This window comes from Mycobacterium sp. NPDC006124, from assembly GCF_040614235.1.
Classification (GTDB): Bacteria; Actinomycetota; Actinomycetes; order Mycobacteriales; family Mycobacteriaceae; genus Mycobacterium.
On the sequence record NZ_JBEXUA010000001.1, the window covers coordinates 337,031 to 362,096 of the forward strand.

23 protein-coding genes are annotated in these 25,066 nt (G+C 70.2%); 14 read left to right on the plus strand and 9 right to left on the minus strand.

All coding sequences use genetic code 11. The annotated features are described in order from the left end of the window. The first annotated feature begins 5 nt into the window (after positions 1-5). Both ABZ195_RS01610 and ABZ195_RS01615 read left to right on the plus strand, forming a co-directional pair. The gene (locus ABZ195_RS01610; protein WP_355214254.1) at positions 6-1,235 is read left to right on the plus strand and encodes an FAD-dependent monooxygenase; all 1,230 of its coding nucleotides are present in this window, start codon (positions 6-8) and stop codon (positions 1,233-1,235) included. Between the two features lie 69 nt (positions 1,236-1,304). Then, positions 1,305-2,660: an MFS transporter gene (locus ABZ195_RS01615; protein ID WP_355214901.1), complete on the plus strand. Its 1,356-nt coding sequence runs from the start codon at positions 1,305-1,307 to the stop codon at positions 2,658-2,660. 3 nt (positions 2,661-2,663) lie between these two features. Here ABZ195_RS01615 and ABZ195_RS01620 read toward each other — a convergent pair whose 3' ends face one another. Both ABZ195_RS01620 and ABZ195_RS01625 read right to left on the minus strand, forming a co-directional pair. Continuing rightward, positions 2,664-3,518 (minus strand): MurR/RpiR family transcriptional regulator, encoded by an 855-nt coding sequence (locus ABZ195_RS01620; RefSeq protein WP_355214255.1) that lies wholly within the window; start codon positions 3,516-3,518, stop codon positions 2,664-2,666. Next, positions 3,515-4,321, minus strand: a complete 807-nt coding sequence (locus tag ABZ195_RS01625; protein ID WP_355214256.1) for a class II glutamine amidotransferase — start codon at positions 4,319-4,321, stop codon at positions 3,515-3,517. Before ABZ195_RS01625 ends, ABZ195_RS01620 begins: the two co-directional genes overlap by 4 nt. Positions 4,322-4,455: 134 nt before the next feature. Here ABZ195_RS01625 and ABZ195_RS01630 point away from each other — a divergent pair, with 134 nt between their 5' ends. The 9 genes from ABZ195_RS01630 to ABZ195_RS01670 all read left to right on the plus strand — a co-directional run bounded on the left by ABZ195_RS01630 (position 4,456) and on the right by ABZ195_RS01670 (position 15,676). Continuing rightward, the gene (locus tag ABZ195_RS01630) at positions 4,456-5,769 is read left to right on the plus strand and encodes a glutamine synthetase family protein (RefSeq protein ID WP_355214903.1); all 1,314 of its coding nucleotides are present in this window, start codon (positions 4,456-4,458) and stop codon (positions 5,767-5,769) included. Between the two features lie 27 nt (positions 5,770-5,796). Beyond that, positions 5,797-7,284: an APC family permease gene (locus ABZ195_RS01635; RefSeq protein WP_355214258.1), complete on the plus strand. Its 1,488-nt coding sequence runs from the start codon at positions 5,797-5,799 to the stop codon at positions 7,282-7,284. Further along, entirely contained in the window at positions 7,281-8,588 is a 1,308-nt protein-coding gene (locus ABZ195_RS01640) for an aminotransferase class III-fold pyridoxal phosphate-dependent enzyme (protein WP_355214260.1), read from the plus strand. The genes ABZ195_RS01635 and ABZ195_RS01640 overlap by 4 nt, the downstream gene beginning before the upstream one ends. Further along, on the plus strand, positions 8,575-9,750 hold the full coding sequence (locus ABZ195_RS01645; RefSeq protein ID WP_355214261.1) for an amidohydrolase family protein: 1,176 nt from the start codon (positions 8,575-8,577) through the stop codon (positions 9,748-9,750). The genes ABZ195_RS01640 and ABZ195_RS01645 overlap by 14 nt, the downstream gene beginning before the upstream one ends. After that, entirely contained in the window at positions 9,747-11,204 is a 1,458-nt protein-coding gene (locus ABZ195_RS01650; RefSeq protein WP_355214263.1) for an aminotransferase class I/II-fold pyridoxal phosphate-dependent enzyme, read from the plus strand. Before ABZ195_RS01645 ends, ABZ195_RS01650 begins: the two co-directional genes overlap by 4 nt. Before the next feature lie 16 nt (positions 11,205-11,220). After that, entirely contained in the window at positions 11,221-11,625 is a 405-nt protein-coding gene (locus ABZ195_RS01655; protein WP_355214265.1) for a nuclear transport factor 2 family protein, read from the plus strand. Positions 11,626-11,816: 191 nt separating this feature from the next. Then, positions 11,817-13,541, plus strand: coding sequence for a BCCT family transporter (locus ABZ195_RS01660; RefSeq protein ID WP_355214905.1), 1,725 nt, complete (start codon positions 11,817-11,819; stop codon positions 13,539-13,541). A 69-nt stretch (positions 13,542-13,610) separates the two neighbouring features. After that, the gene (locus ABZ195_RS01665; protein WP_355214266.1) at positions 13,611-14,798 is read left to right on the plus strand and encodes a metallophosphoesterase; all 1,188 of its coding nucleotides are present in this window, start codon (positions 13,611-13,613) and stop codon (positions 14,796-14,798) included. Next, entirely contained in the window at positions 14,795-15,676 is an 882-nt protein-coding gene (locus ABZ195_RS01670) for an endonuclease/exonuclease/phosphatase family protein (protein WP_355214268.1), read from the plus strand. The genes ABZ195_RS01665 and ABZ195_RS01670 overlap by 4 nt, the downstream gene beginning before the upstream one ends. Positions 15,677-15,680: 4 nt before the next feature. Here the strand turns inward: ABZ195_RS01670 and ABZ195_RS01675 are convergent, their stop codons facing one another. Next, on the minus strand, positions 15,681-16,697 hold the full coding sequence (locus ABZ195_RS01675; protein ID WP_355214270.1) for a GTP-binding protein: 1,017 nt from the start codon (positions 16,695-16,697) through the stop codon (positions 15,681-15,683). A 35-nt stretch (positions 16,698-16,732) separates the two neighbouring features. Here ABZ195_RS01675 and ABZ195_RS01680 point away from each other — a divergent pair, with 35 nt between their 5' ends. Together ABZ195_RS01680 and ABZ195_RS01685 are read left to right on the plus strand one after the other, a co-directional pair. Further along, a complete protein-coding gene (locus ABZ195_RS01680) occupies positions 16,733-17,365 on the plus strand; it encodes a DUF3159 domain-containing protein (RefSeq protein WP_355214272.1) in 633 nt (210 codons plus the stop codon). A gap of 32 nt (positions 17,366-17,397) precedes the next feature. Continuing rightward, positions 17,398-17,847 carry a nitroreductase/quinone reductase family protein gene (locus ABZ195_RS01685; protein WP_355214274.1) on the plus strand — a complete coding sequence of 150 codons (450 nt, stop codon included), beginning with the start codon at positions 17,398-17,400 and terminating at the stop codon, positions 17,845-17,847. Between the two features lie 6 nt (positions 17,848-17,853). Here the strand turns inward: ABZ195_RS01685 and pcaC are convergent, their stop codons facing one another. From pcaC to pcaH, 4 genes are read right to left on the minus strand one after another with little or no spacing between them, the layout of a single operon-like run. Further along, on the minus strand, positions 17,854-19,011 hold the full coding sequence (gene pcaC / locus ABZ195_RS01690) for a 4-carboxymuconolactone decarboxylase (RefSeq protein ID WP_355214276.1): 1,158 nt from the start codon (positions 19,009-19,011) through the stop codon (positions 17,854-17,856). After that, positions 19,008-20,228 carry a lyase family protein gene (locus ABZ195_RS01695; RefSeq protein WP_355214277.1) on the minus strand — a complete coding sequence of 407 codons (1,221 nt, stop codon included), beginning with the start codon at positions 20,226-20,228 and terminating at the stop codon, positions 19,008-19,010. Before ABZ195_RS01695 ends, pcaC begins: the two co-directional genes overlap by 4 nt. Then, positions 20,225-20,800: a protocatechuate 3,4-dioxygenase subunit alpha gene (gene pcaG / locus ABZ195_RS01700; protein ID WP_355214278.1), complete on the minus strand. Its 576-nt coding sequence runs from the start codon at positions 20,798-20,800 to the stop codon at positions 20,225-20,227. Before pcaG ends, ABZ195_RS01695 begins: the two co-directional genes overlap by 4 nt. Beyond that, a complete protein-coding gene (gene pcaH, locus ABZ195_RS01705) occupies positions 20,797-21,570 on the minus strand; it encodes a protocatechuate 3,4-dioxygenase subunit beta (protein ID WP_355214280.1) in 774 nt (257 codons plus the stop codon). The genes pcaG and pcaH overlap by 4 nt, the downstream gene beginning before the upstream one ends. 71 nt (positions 21,571-21,641) lie before the next feature. On the opposite strand from pcaH, the gene ABZ195_RS01710 reads away from it, so the two are divergent. Further along, entirely contained in the window at positions 21,642-22,406 is a 765-nt protein-coding gene (locus tag ABZ195_RS01710; RefSeq protein WP_355214282.1) for an IclR family transcriptional regulator, read from the plus strand. Positions 22,407-22,410: 4 nt separating this feature from the next. Here ABZ195_RS01710 and ABZ195_RS01715 read toward each other — a convergent pair whose 3' ends face one another. Together ABZ195_RS01715 and ABZ195_RS01720 are read right to left on the minus strand one after the other, a co-directional pair. Beyond that, complete coding sequence (locus ABZ195_RS01715) at positions 22,411-23,598, minus strand: 4-hydroxybenzoate 3-monooxygenase (protein WP_355214284.1); 1,188 nt, start codon at positions 23,596-23,598, stop codon at positions 22,411-22,413. A gap of 101 nt (positions 23,599-23,699) precedes the next feature. Continuing rightward, positions 23,700-25,055, minus strand: a complete 1,356-nt coding sequence (locus ABZ195_RS01720; protein WP_355214286.1) for an MFS transporter — start codon at positions 25,053-25,055, stop codon at positions 23,700-23,702. Positions 25,056-25,066: the final 11 nt, after the last annotated feature.

The window sequence follows — 25,066 nt, forward strand, 5'->3', positions numbered from 1 at the left end:
CCAGATTGGACATCGCTTCCGTGACACACCACGCCGTCATCTCCGGAGCCGGTATCGCCGGACCCGCACTGGCCCACGAACTCACCGCCCGAGGCTGGCGCGCCACCATCGTCGAGAGATTCCCGCAGCGCCGCTTCGAGGGTCAGAACGTCGACGTCCGCGGCGCCGCCCGCGAGGCCGCTCGGCGGATGGGCATCGAGGCCGACCTACGCGCCGCGAACACCGGCGAGGTCGGCATGCGCTTCACCCGTCCCGACGGCTCGCCCGCCGCGTCGTTCCCGATGAGCGAACCCGGCGAGATCGACGGTCCCACCGCGGAATTGGAGATCTTGCGCGGCGAGCTCTCCCGCATCCTCATCGAGCGAACCGGCGAGACCACCGACTACCGCTTCGGGTCGGAGATCGCCGACGTCGCCGATCACGGCGACCACGTCACGACCACGCTGCGGGACGGCACCACCCTCGACGCCGACCTGCTGGTGATCGCCGAGGGGTTGCGGTCGCGTTCGCGCCGATTCGTCACCACGGCCGAGGTGAACGACCTCGGCATGTACTTCGCGTACCTGACCCTGGCCCGCCGCGACACCGACGACCAGTGGTGGAGCTGGCAACACGTGCCGGGGCGCCGGTCGGTGCATCTGCGCCCCGACAACCTCGGCACGACGCGCGCCATCCTGACGTTCATCTCCGACGTCCGTGGCCTCCAAGACCTCTCGCGTGCCGACCAGATCGCCATCCTGCGCAAGACCTTCGCCGACGTCGAGGGGCCGGCCCCGCGCATCCTGGCCGAACTGGACGACGCCCCGCTGTACTTCGACGCGCTCGGTCAGGTGCGTTCGCCGCGGTGGAGCGCGGGCCGTGTCGCGCTGCTCGGCGACGCCGCCCACTGCAACGCCACCTTTGGCGGCAGCGGCACCAGCTTGGCGCTCATCGGCGCCTACGTGCTGGCCGGTGAACTGGGTCGCGACGAGGATCATCTGGCGGCGTTGTCCCGCTACGAGCGGTACATGCGCCCGCTGGCCGAGAAGGCCGGGCAGGTGTCCATCGACACGCTGCGACGCGCCAATCCCCGAACCCAGCGGGGCATCGACGTCCTGCACACCGTGTCCCGGCTGGCCGCCACCCCCGTGGCCCGCGGCGCCATGAAACTGCTCGGGCGGCGGATGGTGACCGTCGCGTCAGACGGCGTGCGACTGCCCGACTACCCGGCGACCGCGAGCCAGCGCGCCGGCTGACACCTGACTACGGTGACAGCGGTGCCGTTACCGAACGCCGCCGACGACGCGGAGCGCTTTCCGCGCGGCATGGCGCTGTTGGTGGCGGGCGCGTTCTTCATGGAGATCGTCGACGCCACCATCATCACCCCGGCGATACCGCTGATCGCCACGTCGTTCGGCGTCGACCCCGTCGACGTCAGCGTCGCGATCTCCGCCTACCTCGTCACGCTGGCGGTGCTCATCCCGGCCAGCGGATGGCTGGCCGATCGATTCGGCCCGCGGCCGGTGTTCACCGCGGCCATCGCCATCTTTACGCTCGCCTCGCTCGGCTGCGCGCTCAGCGGTTCGCTGCCGATGCTCGTCGGCATGCGGATCCTGCAGGGCGTCGGCGGCGCGATGATGGTGCCCGTGGGCCGGCTGGCCGTGCTGCGGGTCAGCGGCAAGACCAATCTGGTGCGGGCGATCGCGCTGCTCACCTGGCCCGCCCTGGCCGCCCCGGTCGTCGCACCCGTGCTGGGCGGTGCGATCGCCAGTCTGGGGTCGTGGCGCTGGATCTTCCTCGTCAACGTGCCGATCGGGATCGTCGGGGTCGTGTTGTCGCGCAGGCTCATCCGCGGCGAACCGCACCCGGATCCGCGGCCGCTGGATTGGCGTGGACTGCTGCTGCTGGGCGCGGGCATCGCGGCGGCGCTGGTCGCCCTGGAGAACGTCCACGTCAGTGCCACGCACTGGACGCTGGTGGCCGCCGGCGGAGTGATCGCCCTGCTGCTCCTGGCCGGTGCGACGTGGCACCTGCTGCACACCTCGCACCCATTGGTCGAACTGCGCGTGCTGCGGGTGCCCACCCTGCGGATCACGGTCACCGCCGGATCTCTGTACCGCCTCGTCGTCACCGCGGTGCCGTTCCTGCTGCCGCTGCAGTTCCAGCTGGTGTTCGGGTGGACGCCGTTCCTGTCGGGACTGATGGTCGCGGTGCTCTTCGCCGGCAACATCGCGGTCAAGCCGGCGACCACACCGCTCATGCGGCGCTTCGGAATTCGTCGCGTGCTGCTGGTCGACGGCGTGCTCTCGGTCGGGTGCACCTGCCTGCTGGCCAGCCTCGCGCCGACCATGCCCGTCGCCGCCGTCGCCGCCATCCTGTTCCTCAGCGGCGCGCTGCGATCCATCGGCTTCACCGCCTACGTCAGCCTGGCGTTCTCCGACGTCACCGGCGAGGACCTGACCCACGGCAACACCCTCAACGCCGCCGTTCAGGAACTCGCCTCCGGTCTCGGCATCGCGCTTGCGGCCTTGGTGCTCACCACCCTCACCCCATTCGCTGGCGCTCCCGGCGCGGCGTACTCGTGGACCTTCGTGACGCTCGCTGGGCTGATGGCGCTGACCACGATCGCGACCATCCGGCTGTCGCCGGACGCCGGGTCGAGCGTTACGGCCAAGGGCTAGCAGTCATTCCAACAGCTCACTTCTGCGGAGCTCCTCCCAGAGGGCCATCCTCGTCCGGGCCGGTTCGCCGACGGCGTCCATCACCAGGGGAATGAGGAGCTCGGTGAGCAGGAAGCCCGCCGTCATGCTCTGGTAGGTGGTGCCCACGGTGCTCGACGCCGCCAGGACCACCTCGGCATCCGGTGCGACGGGACAGGCCAGGTCGTCGGTGATCAGAAGCACCGTCGCGCCGGCCCGATGCACCCGCGCGGCCAGCTCGGCGACGCTGCGCTGATAGCGGTGGTAGTCGAACAGAACCACCACGTCACGGCGCGTCAGTTCGATCATGGACCCGAGGTCGCGGCCATCGGGGTCGGTCAGCACCCGAACCCCGGGACGCAGTTGCTCCAGGTGCGCGGCCAGATGTTCCGCCAGCAGGTGGGAGAACCGGCCGCCGTGCAGATACAGCGGCCGGGTGGTGTCGGCGAGCAAGGCGATCGCCGCCTCGACCGCCGGTGCGGGCAGCTGCGCCAAAGTCTGCTCGGCGCGGGCATTTTGAGCGTGACCCTGCTGTAGCAGGCGGTCCAGGGGCCCGTCGGCCGTGGGCGCCGACGGCAGCCGGGTGATCGGACCGTTGGACTGAGCGGTCAGCTCGGCGCGCAGCGCCACCTGCAGATCGGTGAAGCCCTCGTAGCCAAGGGATTGCGCGAACCGCAGCACCGTCGGCGGGCTGACCTCGGCGCGTTCGGCGAGGCGCGCCGCGCTGGTGAGTCCTGCGCTGGGGTAGTCGGCCAGCAGTGCCCGGCCCACCCGACGCTCCGCCTTGCTCAGCGACGGCAGCGCCGCCCCGGCGCGTGCCGCGACGGTCTCCTCGGTCACGGGAGCGCGGCCGCTGCGAGCGGAAGGATCGTCGTCGACAGGTCGCGCAGCGAGACGGCGATCACCGACTCCGGTGGCAGTGGATCCCAGGCGAGATCGCCGAACCCGGTGGACCCGACGACCACCACACCGGGCACCGGGCGCGCGATGCGCAACGCGAAGTAGTCCTCGAGGTGCTCGGCGGGCAGGTCCGTCGCGCTGATCTCCTCGACGTCCTCGTCGAGCAGTCGGCTGTGCGCATGCGCGTGGACGACGACCAGCTGCTCCTCGCCGAGCAGCAGCGCGTTGAGGCTGGCGTCGGGATGGCCCTGCCGCAGCTGGACCACCGCCCGCCGCACGGCCTCGGCGAGAGTGGTTGCCGTGCTGCGGTGTTGACGGATCAAGGCGAAGTAGCGCTCGCTGTCGGTGGTGCCGTGGACGGACGCGGCGATCCCGGGGTCGAGGAGGTCGTCCAATAAGCCAATCGGCTTGATCGACCCGTTGTGCGCCATCGCGAGCCCGTCTGCGAGGAACGGGTGGGAGTTGCGCGGTTCGACGGCGAGTCCGTTGGTGGCCCAGCGGAGGTGGACCAGCGACGCGGTCGGGCGGCGGTCGTGGGTGGCCGCCGCGAAGTCGGGATCACCGAGGGCGGTGCCCGCGGACACCGTGACCCACGGGGCGTCGCCGAGGTGGTCGACGCCGGCGACGCCCCAGCCGTCGCCGTGGATCTTGGTCAGCGCGACGAAGTCGTTCAGCACGGCGTCGCCGACCGCGCCGGCGATGGACACCGGCGCCAGCGAGGCGACACCCAAGAGCCGACACATGTGGACATCCTCCGATCCGAGATTTTACGAATCAACCATAAACCGATGAATTTAAAGAATCTGAAACATTCATGACATAGGTTTCTCGCAGACTCACACCGCACCCACGAGCGACGGGAGACGTGCCAGTGTCGATCGAGGAGCGCATCGACCAGTTGCGCGCCCAGGGCGTGGAGCTGGTGGCCGGCTCGGTGACCGATCCGGCGGGGGTGACCAGGGCCAAGTACGTGCCGCTGCGCCGACTCGGTGACTTTCAGCGCTCGGGAATGGGCGTCTCACCGTCCTGGAGCGTGTTCTGCGTCGACACCGGCATCGCGTTCACTCCGACCATCGGCGTCGCCGGCGATCTGCGCATCCGCATCGACCCCGACACCACGCGGATCGTCGACGACGGGATCGGCTGGGCGCCCGGCGACCTGACCGACCAAGCCGGCGACCCCGCGCCGCTGTGTCCCCGCAGCCTGCTTCGTCATACCGAACGCGCGGCCGCCGAGCAGGGTCTGACCGCGCTGGTGGGTGCCGAGCTCGAATGCACGATGATCGCGCCCGACGGCTCCCCGGCGTCCTCGGATCCGTGGTCTCCGTACGGTATTCGGACGTCCCTGGAACATTCGGCATTCCTGGTCGACCTCGCCACCTCCGCCGAGCGGGCGGGCCTGTGCATCGAACAGATCCACACCGAGTACGGCCACGACCAACTCGAGGTGTCGCTGGCGCCGACCACGCCGGTCGCCGCCGCCGACGCCGTCATCGGAACCCGCATCGTCCTCGGGCGCGCCGCCGCAAGGCACGGGTTGCGAATCTCGTTCGCTCCGGTGCCCTTCGTCGGCGCCGCCGGCAACGGCGCCCATCTGCACCTGTCGCTGGCCGATGCCGACGGCCCGCTCTTCTCCGGAGGCGACGGTCCGTACGGGATTCGGCCCACGGGCGGGTCCGCGATCGCCGGTGTGGTGGACGCGCTGCCCGATCTGATCGGTGTGTACGCCGGCTCCGCCCTGTCGGCGCTGCGCCTCAAACCAGGCAACTGGGCGGGCGCCGTGGCGTGCTGGGGGCTGGAGAACCGGGAGGCCGCAGTGCGATTCGTCGCCGCCACCGCGGGTAGTCCCCACGGCGCCAACGCCGAACTGAAGCTCATCGACCCCAGCGCCAACCCCTACCTGGCCGCCGCGGCATTCCTGGGCAGCGCCCTGCGCGGGGTCGACCGCGGGCTCGAGCTGCCCCCCGAGGTCGCCGAGAACCCGGCCCAGTCGGCCGGCGCGCCGCCGCCGCTGACCACCGATCAACGATCCGCGGTCGACGCGCTCGAACACTCCGCCGTCGCCGCGGAGCTGCTGACCGCCGACATGGTCGGGGCACTCGTCGCGGTGCGTCGGCACGAAATCGCGACCTTCGGCGACAGCACACCCGCCGAGACCACCCAGGCGCTGCGCCTGGCGTGGAGCTGTTGAATCGCCACCACTTCCGAGGAGACATCGATGAGCACCAACACGACACCGGCCAGCCCGTCGGAGGAGGCGGGCCGGCTACCGCATGGGCGCCTCCCGTTCTGGGTGGCGCTGGCCATGTCCGTCGCCCTGGTCGGGCCGACGCTGGCCATGTCCGGCAACGGCCAGGGCCTGATCGCCACGGTCGGCAAGGCCATTCCGCTGGTCTTCGTCATCGGGCTCGTCGGGGTGTCACTGGTCGGCTACAGCTTCGTCCGGCTCACCCGCCACCTCAACCACGCCGGATCGGCCTACGGACTGGTGGGCGGCACCATCGGGCCGCGGGCCGGCTTCTTCTCCGGCTTCGCCATGCTCGGCGCCTACGCCGGATTCGCCATCGGCACGCTGGCGTTGACGGCCGCCTTCGTCAACGCGTTCGTCGCCAAGCTCCAACCGGGCACCGACACGCCCTACCAGTTGCCGTGGCTGGCGGTCGTGGCGGTCGGCGCGGTGATCTCGTTCCTGCTGTCCGGTCGCGACGTGCGGCTGCTCGGCAAGATCCTGCTCGGCATCGAGGGTGTCGGCATCGTGTCGATGATCGTGCTCGTCGTGGTGATCTTCGCGCGCGGTGGCGCACCCGCCACGGGAGTCGACTTCAGCGCATTCTCCTTCGACGGCGTGTCCAGCTCCGCGGTCATCAGCGGCGTCGTCGCGGCGTTCCTGTCCTGGGCGGGCTTCGAGGCATGCGCGTCGATGGGCGAGGAGACCGACGACCCCGGCCGTAACATTCCCCGGGCGCTGGCCGGCACGCTGATCCTCACCGGCGTCCTGTTCGTCGTCGTGATGTTCGCCCAAGTCGTGGGGTTTGGTACCGACGCCGCGGGGCTCGAGGCCTTCGGCAGTTCGGGAAACACGTTGGGCGACCTGGGCAACACCTACATCGGCCAGTGGTTCAGCCTGCTGATCATCTTCACCGCCATCGTGTCGGCGTTCGGATGTCACCTCGCGTGCTCGGCGACGTCGGGCCGCATGCTGTACGCGTTCGGCCGTGACGGCTTCGGCCCGAAGGCGCTGGCCCAGATCCACGAGGGCACCGGCGGTCCGCGCTTCGCCACCTGGCTGGTGGTCGGAGTGGCATTGGTGGTCGACCTGCTCTGCGGTGCCTTCCGGTGGCCGGACATGGGAACCGGCAACCCCGCCATCGACACGTACTTCCTGTTCGCCGTCGCCGGGTCGGTCTGTCTCATGGTCTGCTACCTGCTGGTCGAACTCGCCGCGGCGTGGTTCGTCGGAGCGCCCAAGTTCGAACGGGTCCACGGCGGCGGTGGCAAGGTGCTCGGCTTGACGCTGCCGATCCTCGGCGCGCTGGTGATCGCGGTGGTGCTCTGGTTCAACGTGAAGGACGCGACGGACTGGTCGGCGGCGCCACTGCTCGGATTGTATTGGTGTGTCATCGGTTTGGTCATCGCGATCGCCGCCTCCGGCATCGCAAAACGCGTGGGGGCGTCGCTGAGCGCCGAGTTGGCCGCGACGGAATGAGCACCCTCTACGTCCGTGACGAAGCCGCCGTCGCCGGCATCGAGAAGCTCCGGTTCTTCCCGCTGGAAGTGGTGTCGGGCCACGGCTCGACGCTGGTGACCCCCGAGGGCCGCGAGCTGCTGGACCTGTCGGCCACCTGGACCGCGAGCGGGCTCGGGCACGGCCACCCGGCCATCGTGGAGGCCGTCAGCCGGGCGGTGCGCACCGCCCCGGGATCCGGTGGGCTCTCGGCGGTGCACCCCGACTCCGTCGGGCTGGCCGAGGATCTGCTGGCGTTGGTGCCCGGTACCGGCGAGCGGCGGGTCTACCTGGGCCACGCAGGTTCCGACGCCAACGACGTCGCGTTGCGCGCATGCCGGCACGCCAGCGGCAAGCGCACCGTCATCGCCTTCGAACACAGCTACCACGGTGGCGTCGGGGTCGCGATGGGCGTCTCCGGGGTGCACGTGGACGCCGGTGCGCCCGCCGACCCCGATGCGGTGTTCCTGCCCTACCCCAACCCCTTTCGGCCCGGGCCCGAGGGAGTCCACGCCGACGTCACCGCCTGTTTGGCGCTGGCCGAAGAGCACCTGAGCAGCGGGTCGATCGCGTGCCTGATCGTCGAGCCGATCCTGTCCGACGGTGGTCTGGTCGTGCCGCCCGACGGCTTCCTCGCCCGGCTGCACGAGCTGTGCCGCCGCTTTCGCGTGCCGATGATCTGCGACGAGGTCAAGATGGGTCTCGGCAGACCGGGCACCCTGCACGCCTTCACCCACGACGGCGTCGAACCGGACATCGTCACCTTCGGAAAGGTGCTCGGCGGCGGCCTGCCCCTCTCCGCAGCGGTCGGACCCGCCGCGGTCCTCGACAATCCGCCGGCCGCAGCACTTCTCACCACTGCGGGCAACCCCGTGTGCACCGCGGCGGGTCGTGCGGTACTGGCCACCATCGTCGGTGACGACCTTCCCGCGCGGGCGGCCACCGTCGGCAAGCTGCTCGCCGACGGTCTGCGCGCACTCGCCGGCTCACCGGGTGCCGACCGCATCGGCGACGTCCGAGGACGGGGGCTGGCGATCGGTCTGGAACTCGTCGACCCGGCGACGGGGGAACGTGACCCCCGCCTGGCCGCCCAGGTGGTCTACCGTGCGTGGGAGTTGGGAGCGGTCGTCTACTACGTGGGCGGCAACGTCCTGGAGATCACGCCACCGCTGGTGCTCACCGACGCCGAGGCGGCCCGGGCGGTCGAGATCCTCGGCGCGGCCGTCGCCGATGCGGCGGCCGGACGCGTCAACGCCGAGGAGGTGGCTCGATATGCAGGCTGGTGAACTGCCGGACGTCTTCGCCGGGGTCCGGGGCGAGGTCTCCGAGCCGCTGGCCGCCCACCTGCAGTCCGTCGAATTGGTCGACCACCACGTCCACGGCACCTTCAGCCAACCCGTCGACCGCGCCGACTTCGAGGCGTCCGTCAACGAGGGGTCCACCGACCCCGTGCCGAGCTTCATGACCCAATTCGACTCTCCGCTGGGCCTTTCCATCCGCCGGTGGTGTGCGCCGCTGCTGGGGCTGGAGGCGCTGGCCAGCGCCGACGACTACTGGGCGCGGCGCAGCGAGTTCACACCGGCGGACCTCTCGCGCATCATGCTGCCCGCGGCGCGCGTGCGGCGGTGGGTCGTCGACACCGGATTCAAGGGCGACCTCATCACGACCCCCGACCAACTCACCGATCTCAGCGGCGTGCGGTCCTCGGAGATCCTGCGGCTGGAGCGCCTCACCGAGGACCTCCTCGACGGTGGCACCTCGGCCGAGGACTTCCCCGACGCCTTCCGGACCGCGCTTGGGCGCGCCGTCGAGGACCCGGACGTGGTCGGCACCAAGACCATCGCCGCCTACCGCGTGGGGTTCGACGTCGACTGGACACGTCCGTCGGACGCCGACGTCGTCGCCCACGCCAGGGAATTCCTGGCCGGCCCCCGCCCACTGCGCGTCGCCGCCGCCCTGCTCATCGCCTTCGGCGTGCACGAGGCGGCCGAACACGGGTTGCCGATCCAGGTGCACGTCGGCTTCGGCGACCGCGACATGGACCTGCACCGCAGCGACCCCATGCTGCTGCTGCCGCTGCTGCGCACGATGACGCCCGTGCCGGTGATGTTGTTGCACTGCTATCCCTTTCAGCGTCAGGCCGGCTATCTCGCGCAGGCGTTCGACCACGTCAACTTCGACGTCGGGCTTGCGGTCAACTACCTGGGCGCACGGTCGACGGGTCTGGTCGCCGAGGCGATGGAGACTGCACCGTTCGCCAAGCAGCTGTACTCGTCGGACGCGTTCGGTCCACCGGAGCTACACGTGCTGGGATCGGTGTTGTGGCGCCGGGCCATGGGCGTGGTGCTCGGTGAGTGGGTGCAGGCCGGTGACTGCACCGACGAGGACGCGATCCGCATCGTGGACATGATCGGGGTGACGAACGCCGAGCGGGTCTACGGGTCGTGACGAGGCCCCAAGACCACGCGGCCGCACCGCTCTTCGACTCGTTGAGGCGGTTCGTCGAACGCGATCAGGCCCCGTTCTACAGTCCCGGCCACAAGGGTGGCCGCACCTTGGACCCGTGGTTTCGCGCCCATCTGGCCGACCTCGACCTGAACAACCTGCCCGACACCGACACCCTGCACTGTCCCGAGGGCCCCATCGCCGAGGCCGAGGCACTGATCGCCGACGCCTGGGGCGTCGGACGCAGCTTCATCCTGGTGCAGGGGTCGACGAGTGGCAACGTTGCGATGGCGCTCTCGGCGCTGGCCCCCGGTGACCCGGTGCTGGTGGCGCGCAACGCCCACAAGTCGGTGCTCGCCGGACTGGTTCAGGTCGGGGCCCGACCGGTGTGGCTGGAGCCACGCTGGGACGAGACCTTCGGCGTCGCCCACGGTCTGGACGCCGCCGTCGTCGAGCGGGCGTTGTCCCAGAACCCGGCCGCCGCGCTCTGGGTGCTGCACCCGACGTACTACGGCACCACCGGTGACGTCGCCGCACTCGCAGAACTGTGTCGTCGGCACGACGCCAGGCTGCTGGTCGACGGCGCCCACTCCCCGCACTTCGCCTTCCATCCGGACCTTCCGACACCGGGTGAACGCCACGGCGCCGCGACCGTGCAGTCGGTGCACAAGATCATCTCCGGGCTGAGCCAGGCCGCCGTGCTGCACGTCGACCCTGCCCGGCTGGATCCGGCCGCCGTGCGCCGAGCGCTTCAGCTGATCCAGACCACCAGCCCGCACTTCGCGATCATGGCCTCGGTCGACCTGGCCCGACGTCAGATGGTGCAGGACGGTCACGCCCTTCTCGAGGCGACGCTGGACCGCGCCCGTCGCACCGCCGACCGCCTGGCGGCCATCCCGGGGCTGACGGTCCTGCGACCCGACCACCTGGCCGGTCCGGGCACCGGGCTGCACCAGCTCGACGAGACCAAACTGCTCGTCGGGACCGCGGGCCTGGCCGCGGCCGCCCGTGACGTGGTGGCCCGGCTCAACGCCGTGCACGGCGTGCAACCCGAGCTGGCAGGCACCGGTCACGTGCTGTGCATCACCACCATCGGCACCACCGAGACGGACGTGGACCGGCTGGTCACCGGCTTCGCCGAGGTGGCCCAGCACGCGGGCAGACGGGCAGCCGGCTCGAAAGATGCGATGGTCGCCGACCTGCTGGCCTTGCGGCCCGAGATGGTGCTGACCCCGCGCGAGGCCTACTTCGCCGGCGAGGAGTCGGCGAGATTGGCCGAGGCCGCGGGACGCGTTGCGGCCGAGGCGATTACGCCCTATCCGCCGGGCATACCGCTGGTGATGCCCGGGGAGCGGCTCGACGCCGACGTGCTGGGTCTGCTGCGCGCGCTGCGCGAGGCGGGCAACCCGATCAGCGCGTCGGACCCAACGCTGGAGTTCGTCACCGTCGTGCGCTGACGCCTACGCTCGGGCGATGACGAACACCCAGGACCACGCTGCCTCTGCCATGCAGGCCGCCGTCGACGTGATCGACGCGTTCGGCTCCCACGACACCGCCCGCTACTTCGCGGGGTTCGCGCCCGAGGCCACGTTCCTGTTCCACGCCGAGCCGGCCCTGCTCACCTCACGGGCGGCGTACGAGGCGTCGTGGGCACAGTGGGAGCGCGACGGCTTCCGGGTGCTGTCGTGCCGGTCGGTCGACCCCCGACTGGACCTGGTCACCGACGACGTCGCGGTCTTCACGCACTCGGTGCGCACCCGTCTGGCCGGCGTCGAGGAGGAGCAACGGGAGCGGGAGACCATCGTCCTGCGCCGCCAGGCCGACGGCCGATGGCTGGGCATGCACGAGCATCTGTCGCTGGACACGCCCGGGGAGTGAATGGCGCGTTCGGGATCAAGATCGAGTTCGGCGACTTGGCTTCTCGGGTTGACGAGCCACCTGTGAGGGAGTTGTGTGTTCCTCGCCCGTATGTCGACCGTTAACCGAAGGCACCTCCTGTGACGACAGACGCGAAACCCGATCTCGACCATTCCGCCGAGCCCGAGGCGCACCGCAAGCGCCGCCGAATCGTGCGGGTGCTGGAGACCGGCAAGGGTGGCGTGATCCCCCACCCCGCACTCGACGTCCCGGTCGACGAGACCGAACAGACCCGCAGCCGCGGCGTGGACTGGGTGGTGTTCGGCGTCACCGCCGTGATCGCGCTGGGCTTCCTGGTCTGGGGCTTCCTCAGCACGCCGTCGCTGAAGAGCGTCTCGGGCTCCGCGTTGACCTGGACGATGGAGAACACCGGCTGGCTGTTCGTCGTGACGTCGTCGGGTTTCGTCCTGTTCGTGCTGTGGCTGGCGATCAGCCGCTTCGGTGCCATCCCGCTGGGCCGTGACGACGAGGAGCCCGAGTTCCGGACCATCTCCTGGATCGCGATGATGTTCAGCGCTGGCATGGGCATCGGGCTGATGTTCTACGGCGTCGCCGAGCCGCTCTCGCACCTGGTCACGCCTCCGCCCGGAACCGGTGCGGCCGGCAACCCGGAAGCCATGCAGACCGCGATGGCCACCACGCTGTTCCACTGGACGCTGCACCCGTGGGCCATCTACGCCGTGGTGGGTCTGGCGATCGCCTACGGCGTGTACCGCAAGGGCCGCCTGCAGCTCATCAGCGCCGCCTTCGCCCCGCTCATCGGCGACCGGGCCAACGGGCCGCTGGGCAAGATCATCGACATGCTCGCCATCTTCGCCACCCTGTTCGGCTCGGCCGCCTCACTTGGGTTGGGCGCGTTGCAGATTCGCAGTGGCCTGAGCATCGTGGCGGGCTTCAGCGCGACGGGCAACGCGGTGCTGGTCGTCATCATCGCCGTCCTGACCGTCGCCTTCATCTTCTCCGCGGTGTCCGGTGTCGCCAAGGGCATTCAGTGGCTCTCCAACATCAACATGGTGCTGGCCCTGAGCCTTGCGGTCTTCGTGTTCGTCGTCGGCCCAACGGTGTTCATCCTCAACGTGATTCCCACCTCGCTGGGCAGCTACCTGCAGGACATGGCGATGATGTCGGCCCGCAGCGGCGCCGAGGGAGCCGCCGTGGACACCTGGCTGCAGAGCTGGACGGTCTTCTACTGGGCGTGGTGGCTGTCGTGGACGCCGTTCGTCGGCATGTTCATCGCACGCATCTCCCGCGGCCGCACCATCCGGCAGTTCGTGACCGGTGTGCTGCTGGTGCCCAGCGTGGTGTCGCTGATCTGGTTCGCCATCTTCGGCGGCGCGGCGATCAGCATCCAGGAGGGTGGTGTCGACCTCGCCGGAGAGGGCACCACCGAGGGTCAGCTCTTCACCCTGCTCGACCAGTTCCCCTTCGCCACCGTCGCCAGCATCGTGGTGATCGTCCTGGTCGCGATCTTCTTCGTCTCGGGTGCCGACGCGGCCTCGATCGTCATGGGCTCGTTGTCGGAGCGCGGAACCATCGAGCCCTCGCGCGCGACGGTCGTGTTCTGGGGCGCCGCAACGGGAGCCGTGGCGGCGGTGATGCTGTTGGTCGGCGGTGACGACGCCCTCACCGGCCTCCAATCGTTGACGATCCTGGCGGCGCTGCCGTTCGTCCTGGTGATGGTCGGCCTCGCGGTCGCGCTGGTGAAGGATCTGCGCACCGACCCGATGATGGTGCGTCGGCGCTACGCCGCCGAGGCCATCGACGACGCGGTGATCGCCGGCGTCGTCGAGCACGGTGACGACTTCGTGATCGCCGTCGAGAAGGATCCCGACGCCATCGGCGACTCGCGGGATCCGATCGGGCGCGCCATCCGCTGAGCGGGTCGCACGCGGGAGTTTGGGTAGCCTCGACGGTAACCTCCACGACCCGGATCGAGGCGCTCCGCCATGTCAGACCACCAGTCGACCCAGACCGAACCCGCCTCGCGGGCCCGGCCACGGCGCAGATGGTGGTTGCCCGCCATCCCGGTGGTCATCTCGGCGATCCTGTTCGGAGTGCCGTGGTGGACGCTGCTGGGGGCGGGGACCCACTGGCCGACGGCCGTGGTGTCGAGCGGCAGCGTGGTGTTCGCGGTGGCCGTCGTGGCCCTGCCCGCCCTGACGATCCTCGGGCACGGTGGACGTCGTCCGGACTGGGCGGCGGTTGCGGCCGACACCCTGCTCGGCTCGGTGTGGGTGCTGTTCACCACCTCCGTCGTCGGGCTGTTACTGCGGCTGGTGCTGGTGCTCGCCGGCGTCGAGGATCCGACGCGGTCGCGCGTCGTCGCCGTGACCGTCGTCGTCGTCGCGCTCGCCGTGCTGGCCTGGGGCCACTACGAGGCGATGCGCGTGCCGCGCGTCAGAGCCGTCGACGTCGTGCTGCCGCGGCTGGGGTCCGGGTTGGACGGTCTACGCGTCGCCATGATCACCGACACCCACTACGGCCCGATCGACCGACGCCGTTGGTCGGCGGGGGTCACCGAGCGCGTCAACGCGCTCGACGCGGACCTCGTCTGCCACGTGGGGGACATCGCCGACGGCACCGTCGCGATGCGCGAGCCGCAGGCCGCCCCGCTGAAGGCCATGCGCGCCAAGCTCGCCCGCGTCTACGTGACCGGCAACCACGAGTACTACGGCGAGGCATTGGGTTGGGTCGACTACATGACCGACATCGGCTGGGACGTCCTGCACAACAGGCACGTCGTACTCGAGCGCGGGGGCGACCGGTTGGTGGTGGCGGGCGTCGACGACGCGACCGCAGGGGGTTCCGGCGTGACCGGGCACGGCGCGGATCTGCCGGCCGCGCTGGCGGACACCGACCCCGAGCTTCCGGTGTTGCTGCTGGCGCACCAGCCCAAGCAGATCCCGGACGCCGTCGCCGCGGGGGTGGATCTGCAGATCTCGGGGCACACCCACGGCGGCCAGATCTGGCCGTTCAACTTCTTCGTCAGGCTCGACCAGCCCGTCGTCCACGGGCTGAGCCGCCACGGTGAGCGCACCCAGCTCTACGCCGGTCGGGGCACGGGTTTCTGGGGTCCGCCGTTCCGGGTCTTCGCGCCGAGTGAGATCACGGTGCTGACGCTGCGGCGAGCGTGAGATCGCCTCGAAGGAGCCGCCGGGTTCGCGTCGGCTCCTTCGACGCGGCGTCGAAGCGGTGGACCGGCGGTGGCGGTGCCGCGGCGGTCCCGCGCGACGAGTTGGTGGTCGCGACGTTCAACGTCTGGTTCAGCGACTTCCACGCCGAGGAACGGTTCCGGGCGATCGCCGACGTGCTGTCGCGAAAGATGCCCGACGTCATGGTGTTTCAGGAGGTCACGCCGGCGGCGCTGGCGATCTTCCTGGCCCAGCCGTGGATTCGGGTGCGGTACCGGCGGGCCGAGGTCACCGGCGGCGACCTGGGTAACTACGGCATGTTGATGCTCTCGCGCCTGCCGGTCGCCAACGTCACCTACACCCCGCTGCCCACCAATCTGGCGCGGGGTTTCCTGACCGCGGACCTCGACACCGGCGGCGTGCCGCTGACCGTCGTGGCACTGCACCTGGAGAGCGGGAAGGCCGCTTCTCGGTTGCGGTCGCGCCAGCTGGGCCGCGTCTTTCGCGCATTGCGCAGAACCGAGAACGCAGTCGTGCTGGGCGACTTCAACATGCGCGACTCGGAGAACGACCGCATCGGCCAGCCGTACCGCGACCTGTGGCCGATCCTGCGGCCGCACGACGACGGCTTCACCGAGGACACCACGATCAACCTGATGCGCCTTGACAGCAAGAACAAACAGCGCCACGTCCGGTTCGACAGGGTGCTGCTCAAGGGCGGCGGCTGGACGGCGACCGACATCGAGTTGTTGGGGACCGAGCCGGTCTCACCTGAGCTGCCCAGGGTGTTCCCGTCGGACCACTTCGGGGTGCTCTGCCGCCTGAGGTCGCAGCCCGCATCCGCTGAACATGCTCGGCCGCAACGATTCTGGCGTCGTTGACGCCTCAGATGCTGAGTCGGCGGTATCTCTGCAGCCGGCGCATGGCCACCGTGGACGCGCCGCCGTCCCGAGGGTGCACCGCGGCGTCTACCAGGGCGCGCACCTCGTCGACGTCGAAGTGGGTGCCAATCGCCACCAGGCAATTGGCCCGGGCCCGCGGCGGTGCCGTGGCGACGTGGACCGAGGACCCTACCACGTTGACGACGTAGTTGCGCACCCGTTCCCGGGCGCGCACGGCGACGGTGCCCTTGAGCCGGTATACCCCCGCGGGCGGGTCCTCCAGCAGGTCGAGCAGAACGCCGGGGTCGACGCACCCGTCGCTGGTCGCGGTGACCGAGGCGGCGTGGACGTGATCGGGTTGGTCGGCGTGGACGTCGATCAACAACTCGCGGATGGACAGTTGGCCCGAGCCGCCGTCGGCGTCGCCGGTGTCGTAGAGCAGCGCGGGATCGATCCGCGCGCCCACCGCCCCGACGACGTGGGCGTCGGGATTGCGCTCCCGGATGCGGGCCTCGATGCGCGCCACCTCGGCGTCGCGACCGTCCTCGGGGAGTTGGTCGAGCTTGTTGACCACGATCAGCGACGCCGCCCCGTACCGGGCCAGCGGGGCGCCCCCGCGGTCGACGACGTCGAAGTGCGTGACGGCGTCGATGACGTCGACCACCCCGCCCGGACGCACCCGCTCCACACCGCTGAAGCGGATCAACCGCGACACCGCCACCGGGTCGGCCAGCCCGCTGGCCTCGACCACGATCGCGTCCAGGGCGAGCCGAGGGTCGGACAGCTTCTCGAGTGCCTCGTCCAGGCCGTTGTCGTCGTCGAGGCAGCACACGCAGCCGCCGGCGATCGAGACGGGCTCGTCCACCTGACCCGTCACCAAGGCGGCGTCGACGTTCACGTCACCGAAGTCGTTGATCACGACGCCGATTCGCGCCCCCGGGGCGCGCAGCACGTGGTTGAGCAGGCTGGTCTTGCCCGCTCCGAGATACCCGGTCAGGGCGATGACGGGGATGGCGGGCACCCGAGGAGTCTAGGGGAGTCAGTACGCTCGTCGAAGTGGACGCCCCGACCCCCCTCAGCAGCCTCCTGAGGCGCGCGGGCGGCATCCGCGGACTGATCTACTCGTCGCTGCCGGTCACCGCCTTCGGTCTGGTCAACGCCGTGGTGACGCTGTGGTGGGCCCTGGCCGTCGCAGTCGGCGTCGGCGTGCTCGTCCTGTGCTGGCAGCTGGTGCGGCGAGAGTCGGTCCGGCCCGCCCTCTTCGGCTTCGCCGCCGTGGCGGTCGGAGCGGGTTCGGCGTTCGTCACCGGCCGGGCCAAGGACTTCTACCTGCCGGGCATCTGGACCTACGTGGTGCTCGGCACGGCCTTCACGGTCTCGGTTCTGGTCCGGCGGCCACTCATCGGGGTCGGCTGGGCGTGGGTGACCGGTCGCGACGGCGCCTGGCGGCACGTGCGGCGGGTCCGTCGGGCCTTCGACCTGGTCACGCTCGCGATGGCGGTCGCGTCCTGGTCGCGCTTCGCCGTGCAGTGGTATCTCTACGCCACCGATCAGGCCAACCTGCTCGCCGCGGCTCGCATCGCAATGGGGTGGCCCATCTGGATCGTCACCTCGGCCCTGATCTACTGGGCCATCCGGATCGCCGTCCGGGCGCTGCCGCGCTCGGCCGAGGCGACACGACCGACCTAGACACGACCGACCTAGCCGAAGGGGATCCACCCGTGAGCTTCATCGACGAGCACCTCAAGGCCTATCTGACCTCCGGCGGCGCCGAGGGCCACATCCTCGACGTCACGTCCGCCGGCGGTCATGCGCTCACGACGAACTGTCTCATCAAGGTGGTGGGTCGCAAGTCCGGCAAGACCTACGTCACGCCGTTGATCTACGGCAACGTGGGCGGCGAGATCGTCATCGTCGCCTCCAAGGGCGGAGCCGACACCGACCCGGAGTGGTACCTCAACCTCCGGGAGAGCGAGACGATTGGCGTGCAGATCGCCACCCAGGCGTTCGAGGCCACCTGGCGCGAGCCCGAATACGAGGAGCGGCACCAGGTGTGGGCCTACATGACCCACCTGTACCCGCCGTACCTCGGCTACCAGACGGCCACGACGCGCCACATCCCCGTGGTGATGCTGCGGATCGTCAAGCCGATTCCGGTGTTCACCGAGTGAATCGCGTCAGGATTCGGCCAGGACGGCCGACGCGATCCGGAACGCGGTGTTGGCGTCCGGCACACCGCAGTAGATCGCGGTCTGCATCAGCACTTCCTTGATCTCGTCGTCCGTCAGCCCGTTGCGTCGGGCGGCGCGCACGTGCATCGCCAGCTCCTCGTGGTGCCCGCGGGCGACCAGAGCGGTCAGGGTGATCATGGAGCGGCTGCGTCGGTCCAACCCGGGCCTGGTCCAGATGCCGCCCCACGCGTATTGGGTGATCATCCGCTGGAAGTCGGCGGTCAGATCCGTGGTGGCCGCGATCGCCCGGTCGACGTGCGCGTCGCCGAGGACGGCGCGACGCACCGCCAGGCCCGCCTCGTAGACCTCGTTGACGGTCCGGGGACGTTGCGCGCGCACCCCGCAGTGCGCGGCGATCAGATCGGCCACGATGGTCGGTGCCTCGGCGGGAGCCAAGTGCCCGACGCCGTCGAGCACCTCGAGCCGACCGTCGCGCACACCGGAGGCGATGCGCTGCAACGACTCCGGGGGAGTGGCGACGTCCTGAGCGCCCGCCACGGCGAGCACCGGCACATGCACGTCGGCCAGCCGGTCGACGACGTCGAACGCGGCCAACGCCTCGCAGGTCTGGACGTATCCCCGGGGGTCGGCGTCCCGAAGCGCGCCCAGCAGCGACGCGGCCACCTCCGGATGGCGGTCGACGAAGCCTGGAGCGAACCACCGCTGCGCCGAGCCGTCCCGCACCGCGGCCGTGCCGCCGTCGAGGACCGCGGCGGCACGCTCCCGCCAGCCGTCCTCGGTGCCGATCTTCGCACCGGTGCAGAGCAGCGTGGCGGTCCGCACCCGCTCGGGGGCGTCGAGCAGCAGTTGCAGTCCCACGCAGCCGCCGACGGAATCGCCTGCGTAGTGGAACGTTTCGGCCCCAACGCGATCGGCGAGTGCCAGCACGCCCGCCGCGAGGTCGGCCATCGTGAAGTCCTCACCCGACGGGCTGCGCCCGTGCCCCGGCAGATCCCACGCCACCACCCGGACGTGGTCGCGCAGAATCCGGGTGACGGGGGCCCACAGCGTGTCGGCCGAGGTGCCCAGCGACGGCCCGAGGATCAGGGTGGGGGCGTCGGCGGGTCCGCCGGTCAGGGTGCCGACGAGGCGGGGCACGGTCATGGCGCGTCCTTGCGGTAGTGGGCGGCATCGTTCTGACCGGCACTGTAGGTGGCAGCACGCTCGAGCGCCGCGTCGACGAGGTGGTCGGTGACGCCGAGGTACGTCGAGTGTGCCTCGCGCCCCACCAGCGCCGCCATCGTGGACTGCTCGGCGCCGAGGTCGCCCGCGGCGGCGAGGTTGGCGGCGGCCCGGTCGGCGTCGACGCGCAAGCCGGTGAGCAGTTCGGTGGTGTGCGTCGCCGCGACCACGGTGCGGCGGGCCAGGGCACCGATGGTGGCCCATTCGGCGTGCCAGGCCCCGTCGGCGCGCTCGTCGACGCTGGTGGCCGCCGCGGTGTGCAGGGTGCCCGCCAGCGGTCCCGCGGTCAGCGCGGCCCGGCGGATCAGCACCGAGCGCACCGGATTGTTCTTGTGCGGCATGGTCGACGACCCGCCGCCGTGCCCCTCGGTGAACTCGCCGATCTCGGCGCGGCTGCCGGTGGCGACGTCGGCGGCCAGGTGTCCCCATGCGTCGCAGAGTCCGGCCAGCAGGTCCCCGATCCGGGTGATCGGCGCCCGGGTGGTGTGCCATGGCGCCACGTCCGCGAGTCCGAGCCGGCGGGCCGTCCGGCCGGTGAGGTCGAGCGCGTCCTGCACCGAGCCGGTGAGCTCGACGACGGCGGCCAAGGTGCCCACCGCACCGCCGAACTGAGCGGCAAGCTCGACGCGGCGCAGCGGCTCGGCGGCGTCGAGTAGTCCGGTCAGCCAGGCGGCGGTTCGCGTGCCGATCGTGGTGGGCAGTGCCGGCTGGGTCAGCGTGCGGGCCAAAGCCACTGTGTGACGGTGTTTCTCGGTGAGCGCGACGAGGACGGCGAGCTGGCTGCCGACCTCCTCGGCCAGCCGGGTCAGCACGTCGCGCAGGCACAGCATCAGAGCGGTGTCGACGACGTCCTGGCTGGTGAGCCCACGATGGATCCACCGCGACGCGGGCTCCGGGGTGCGGCTGCGCAGCAGGGCGACGAGGGCGGAGACGGGGTTTCCGTCCACGTCGGACTGCAGGGCGACGTCGTCGGCGTCGACGTCGGTCGGCAGGGTGACTCCGGCTGCGGTGGGGGCGACGGCGGCGTCGACGAGGCCGTCGAGCCAGGCCTGCTCCACGGCGAGCATCGCCGCCAGGAAGGCCCCGTCGGACATTAGGTCGCCGGCGAGGTGGTCGCCCGGCCAGAACAGGTCGGTCACGACCGATGGCCCGGATAGCGGAGGAACACCGTCTCCTGGGGTCCCTGCAGGCTGACGTCGAACCGGAATCCGGTCGGCTCCGGTACCGCGATCAGGGTGTCGCGCCGCTCGGCGGGCAGGGAGGACAGCAGGGCGTCACCGTCGAGGTGCTCTCCCGGCAGGTAGGCCCGGGTGAAGAGCCGGTTCAGCAATCCGCGCGCGAAGACGGTGATCAGGAAGAACGGCGCCGCACCGGGATTCGTCACCCCGGGCGTCACGGTGGTGAAGCCGTAGTGACCGCCGCCGTCGGTCGCGGATCGGCCCCAGCCGGTGAACGTCCACCCGTCGCGGCGCAACGATCCGGTGGCGGTGGGCACGGTGCCGTCGGCGTCGGCCTGCCAGAGCTCCAGCAGCGCATCGGGAACCGGGGCGCCGTCGCCGTCGGTGACGACGCCGTGCAACCGGATCGCACCCCGGGAGCCCGGGGGGACGAGTTCGTCGCCCTTGTCGAAGGGCAGCGCGTAGCCGAAGAAGGGGCCGACGGTTTGGCCCGGGGTGGCGGCCGACGTGGCGTCGACGTGCACGGTGCTCACGACTCCTGCTCCGAATCCTCGAAGGGCGTGCGGGTGGCACCGGTGAGCACCACGTCCCATCGGTAGCCGGTGGCCCACTCGTGGGTGGTGACGTCGTGGTCGTAGGTGGCGACCAGTCGGTCGCGCGCCTTCTGGTCGGTGATGGCCTGGTAGATCGGATCGAGTCCGAACAGCGGATCGCCGGGGAAGTACATCTGCGTGATCATCCGCTGCGTGAATTCCGTTCCGAACAAGGAGAAGTGGATGTGGGCGGGCCGCCAGGCGTTGCGGTGATTCTTCCACGGATAGGGCCCCGGCTTGATGGTGGTGAACCGGTAGTGGCCGTCGTCGTCGGTGAGGCAGCGGCCGGTGCCGGTGAAGTTCGGGTCGACCGGGGCCGGATGCTGGTCCCGCAGATGGATGTAGCGTCCGGCGGCGTTCGCCTGCCAGATCTCGACGAGTTGGCGACGCACCGGCCGGCCGTCACCGTCGAGCACGCGACCGGTCACCACCATCCGCTCGCCGATCGGGTCGGCGCCGTGGCCGATGGTGAGGTCGGACTCCAACACACTGACGTCGCGCTCACCGAAGCACGGCGTCCACAGTTCGACGCCTTCGGGATCGGCGTGGTGGAGGTCCTTCGTCGGATGGCGCAGCACGCTGCTGCGATACGGCGCGTAGTCCAGGCGTGGCTGGGTCTCCTCGACACCGCTTCGCCGATAAGCGGATTCGATCGCCTCGATCTCCGCACTGACGTCGGCCTGAGTGGCCTCGTTGCGCACTGCGTTCATGGGTGGAACGTATCCGGCCCCGATTGGATCGCGGAAGCGTACGGTTCCACTGAGCGAAAGGAACTCCTCGATTGGCGGGAAACACCTCCGTGCCCGGCGTGCGCGTCTCGGCGCGGCTACTGGCCATCATCGCCGCGTTCGACGACGACCATCGCGTCCTGCGACTCAGCGCCATCGCCGAACGTGCGCACCTTGCGCTTCCCACGGCGCACCGGCTCGTCGGCGAGCTCGTCGAGGGCCGTGCGCTGGAACGTCGCGCCGACGGTACCTACGTGGTGGGGCCGCTGCTGTGGGAGGTGGGCCTGCTGGCACCGGTGCAAGCCGAGCTGCGCCTGGTCGCCGAGCCGTTCCTGCACGACGTCTATGCCGCAACGCTCGCCACCGTGCACCTCGCGGTGCGTGACGGCGACGAGGTGCTCTACCTCGACCGGATGGCCGGGCGCGCGTCGGTACCGATCGTCAGCCGCGTCGGCAGCAGGCTGCCCCTGCACTGCACCGGGGTGGGCAAGGTGCTGCTCGCCCACGCCCCGCCGGACGTGCGGCGGCGGGTGTTCGCCTCGCTGCGACGTGTCACCCCGTACACGATCACGCAGCCCGCGGTGCTGGGCGCCCAGCTCGACCGGATCCGACGCGACGACGTGGCCAGCACCGTCGAGGAGATGTCCCTGGGCGGTTGTTCGCTGGCCGTGCCGGTGCGCCGTCGAGAGGCTGGGTCCGAACCCGAGGTGGTGGCTGCCATCGGCGTCGTCGTGCCGTCGCTCAAGCGCGACCGGCAGCGGCTGCTGGGGGCCCTTCAGGTCGCCGCCCGCGGTGTCGGCCGAATTCTGGGCGCCTGACCGATCAGGTCGCGGGCCACCCCGTGTAGGCCTCGGCCAGGTACGTCGAGCCGGCGGTGGACGAGACCACCGAATTCAGTTCTCCCACTTGACGTCGGACGTCGAACGGCATGGCGCCGGGAAGGGTGTGCAGCATCGTGGTCATCCAGTACGAGAAGTGCTGGGCCTTCCACACCCGCGCCAGGGCCTGGTCGGTGTAGTCGGTCAGGGCGGTCGAATCGTGCCCTCGCACGAAGCGTTCGATGCACTCGGCGAGCACTTGGGTGTCGGCGAGTGCGAGATTGAGGCCCTTGGCGCCCGTCGGTGGCACGGTGTGCGCCGCGTCGCCGGCCAGGACGAGGCGTCCAAAGCGCATCGGTTCGCAGACGAAGCTGCGGAAGCGCAGCACGGTCTTGGAGGTGACCGGTCCCTCCTTCAGCGCGTAGCCGTTGGCACCGACCCTGGTGCCGAGCTCGTCCCAGATCCGGTCGTCGGACCAGGCGTCGACGTCCTCGTCCGGGTCGCACTGGAAGTACATCCGCTGCACGTTCGCGGTGCGTTGGCTGATCAACGCGAATCCGCGCTCGGAGTGGTTGTAGATCAGTTCGGGCGCGCTCGCCGGCGCCTCGCACAGGATCCCGAACCAGGCGAAGGGATATTCGCGAAAGTAGTCGCGGCGCAACGAGGTTGGAACCGCCTGACGACAGACGCCGTGCGAACCGTCGGCCCCGACGAGGATGTCGCACCGGATCTCCGTGGCCACGCCGTCGGCGTCGGTGAATCTGACGCCGGGACGGTCGGACAGCGCGTCGAGTACCTCGGTGTCGCGAACGCCGAAGCGAACGTCGCCGCCGTCGCGCTCCCTGGCCGCGGCGAGGTCGACGAACACGTCGGTCTGGGGATAGAGCCACACCGAGGCTCCGGTGAGACCGTTGAGGTCGACGCGGTGGTCGGCGCCCCCGAAGCCGAGGCTGATTCCCCGGTGCTCGTCACCCTCGCGCAGAACGCGGTCGGACACCCCGCCGTCGGCCAGGAGGCGAACGCTGTCGCGTTCGAGGATGCCTGCCCGCACCGTCTGCTCGATCTCGGTACGCGTGCGGGTGTCGATCACGATCGATTCGATCCCATTGCGAGACAACGAGTGTGACAACATGAGGCCTGCGGGACCGCCACCGACGATGGCGACGGTGGCGGAGGCCTGGCGGACGGTCATGACGTCGATCTCATCCTAGTTCCGAGCCCAGGGCCAGAGCGGACTTCCGTCCAGCGGAAACGTCCCCGCGACCGGTGGCCGCGGGGACGCTCACGTCCCGGCTAGTGGTCGACCAGCTTGCGGGCTGCGTCCGGCGTCGTGCCCAGAAGTGGGGTCGGCACGTCCTTGGTCTCGCGGGCGGTCAGCGCCGCTCCGGCGGCGATGACGCACACGGCCGCGGTGAAGGCGCCGATCACGACCCAGCCACCCTCGCGGATGCCGCCGAGCGCGGTGACGATCGTCGGTGCGAAGCCCGCGACCAGGAATCCGAGCTGCGTGCCGATCGCCACGCCCGAGAAGCGCACCTTGGTGCTGAACATCTCGTTGTAGAACGACGGCCACACCGCGTTGGCCGCGCCGTAGCCGAAGGCGAACGTCGCAACGGCGAGCACGAAGGTCAACGTGTGGTCCTCGTTGCTCATCGAGAGCATGTAGAAGGGCATCAGGGCAGCCGACGAGAGTGCGCCGTAGACGAATACCGGCTTGCGGCCGATCTTGTCGGCCAGCATGCCGAACAACGGCTGCGTACCCAGCGCGACCACGTTGGCCACGACCACCAACCACAGCGTGATGTCGGCAGGAAGGCCCACCTTCTTGCCATAGGCGATGGCCAGCGTGCCGAACACCGTCGAGACCGCGGCGATGAAGGCGCAGAAGAACACTCGCAACACGTCGCGCCAGTGGTCGCGCAGCAGCGGCTTGAGTGGCATCTTGGCGAGCGTGCCGGTCGCCTTGGCCTCCTCGAACTCCGGCGTCTCGTGCAGCTTGCGGCGGATGAAGTAGGCAACCAGTACGACGACCGCACTCAGCCAGAACGGAATGCGCCAGCCCCAGGACAATTCGTCGTCGTCGGACAGGGACACGAACGGGATCAGCACCAGCGAGGCCAGGATGAGACCGCCCTGCGTGCCGGTGAGCGTCCAGGAGGTGTAGAACGCGCGCTGGTGGTCGGGGGCGTGCTCCAAGGTCAGCGAACTCGCGCCCGCCTGCTCGCCGGCGGCGGAGAAGCCCTGCAGCAGGCGGCACACCACCAGCAGGCTGATGCCGAGGTAGCCGGCCGTGTCGTAGCTGGGCAAGCAGCCAATGGCGAAGGTGGACAACCCCATCAAGACGATCGTGAACATCAGCACCTTTTGACGGCCGATGCGGTCGCCGAAGTGCCCGAGCACGAATGCGCCGACGGGCCGGGCGAAGTACGCGACACCGAAGGTCGCGAACGACATCAGCAGCGCGGCCTGGCTGCCGCCCTCCGGGAAGAACACCCGGGGGAAGATCAGGGCTGCGGCCTGACCGAAGAGGAAGAAGTCGTAGTACTCGACGGCGCTGCCCATGAAGCTGGCCAGGGCCGCACGCTTCGGGGTACGCGCCGGTCCCCCCGGCGCGACGGCGCCGGATCCGGTCTGCGGTATGGCGGTCATCGGATTCCTCC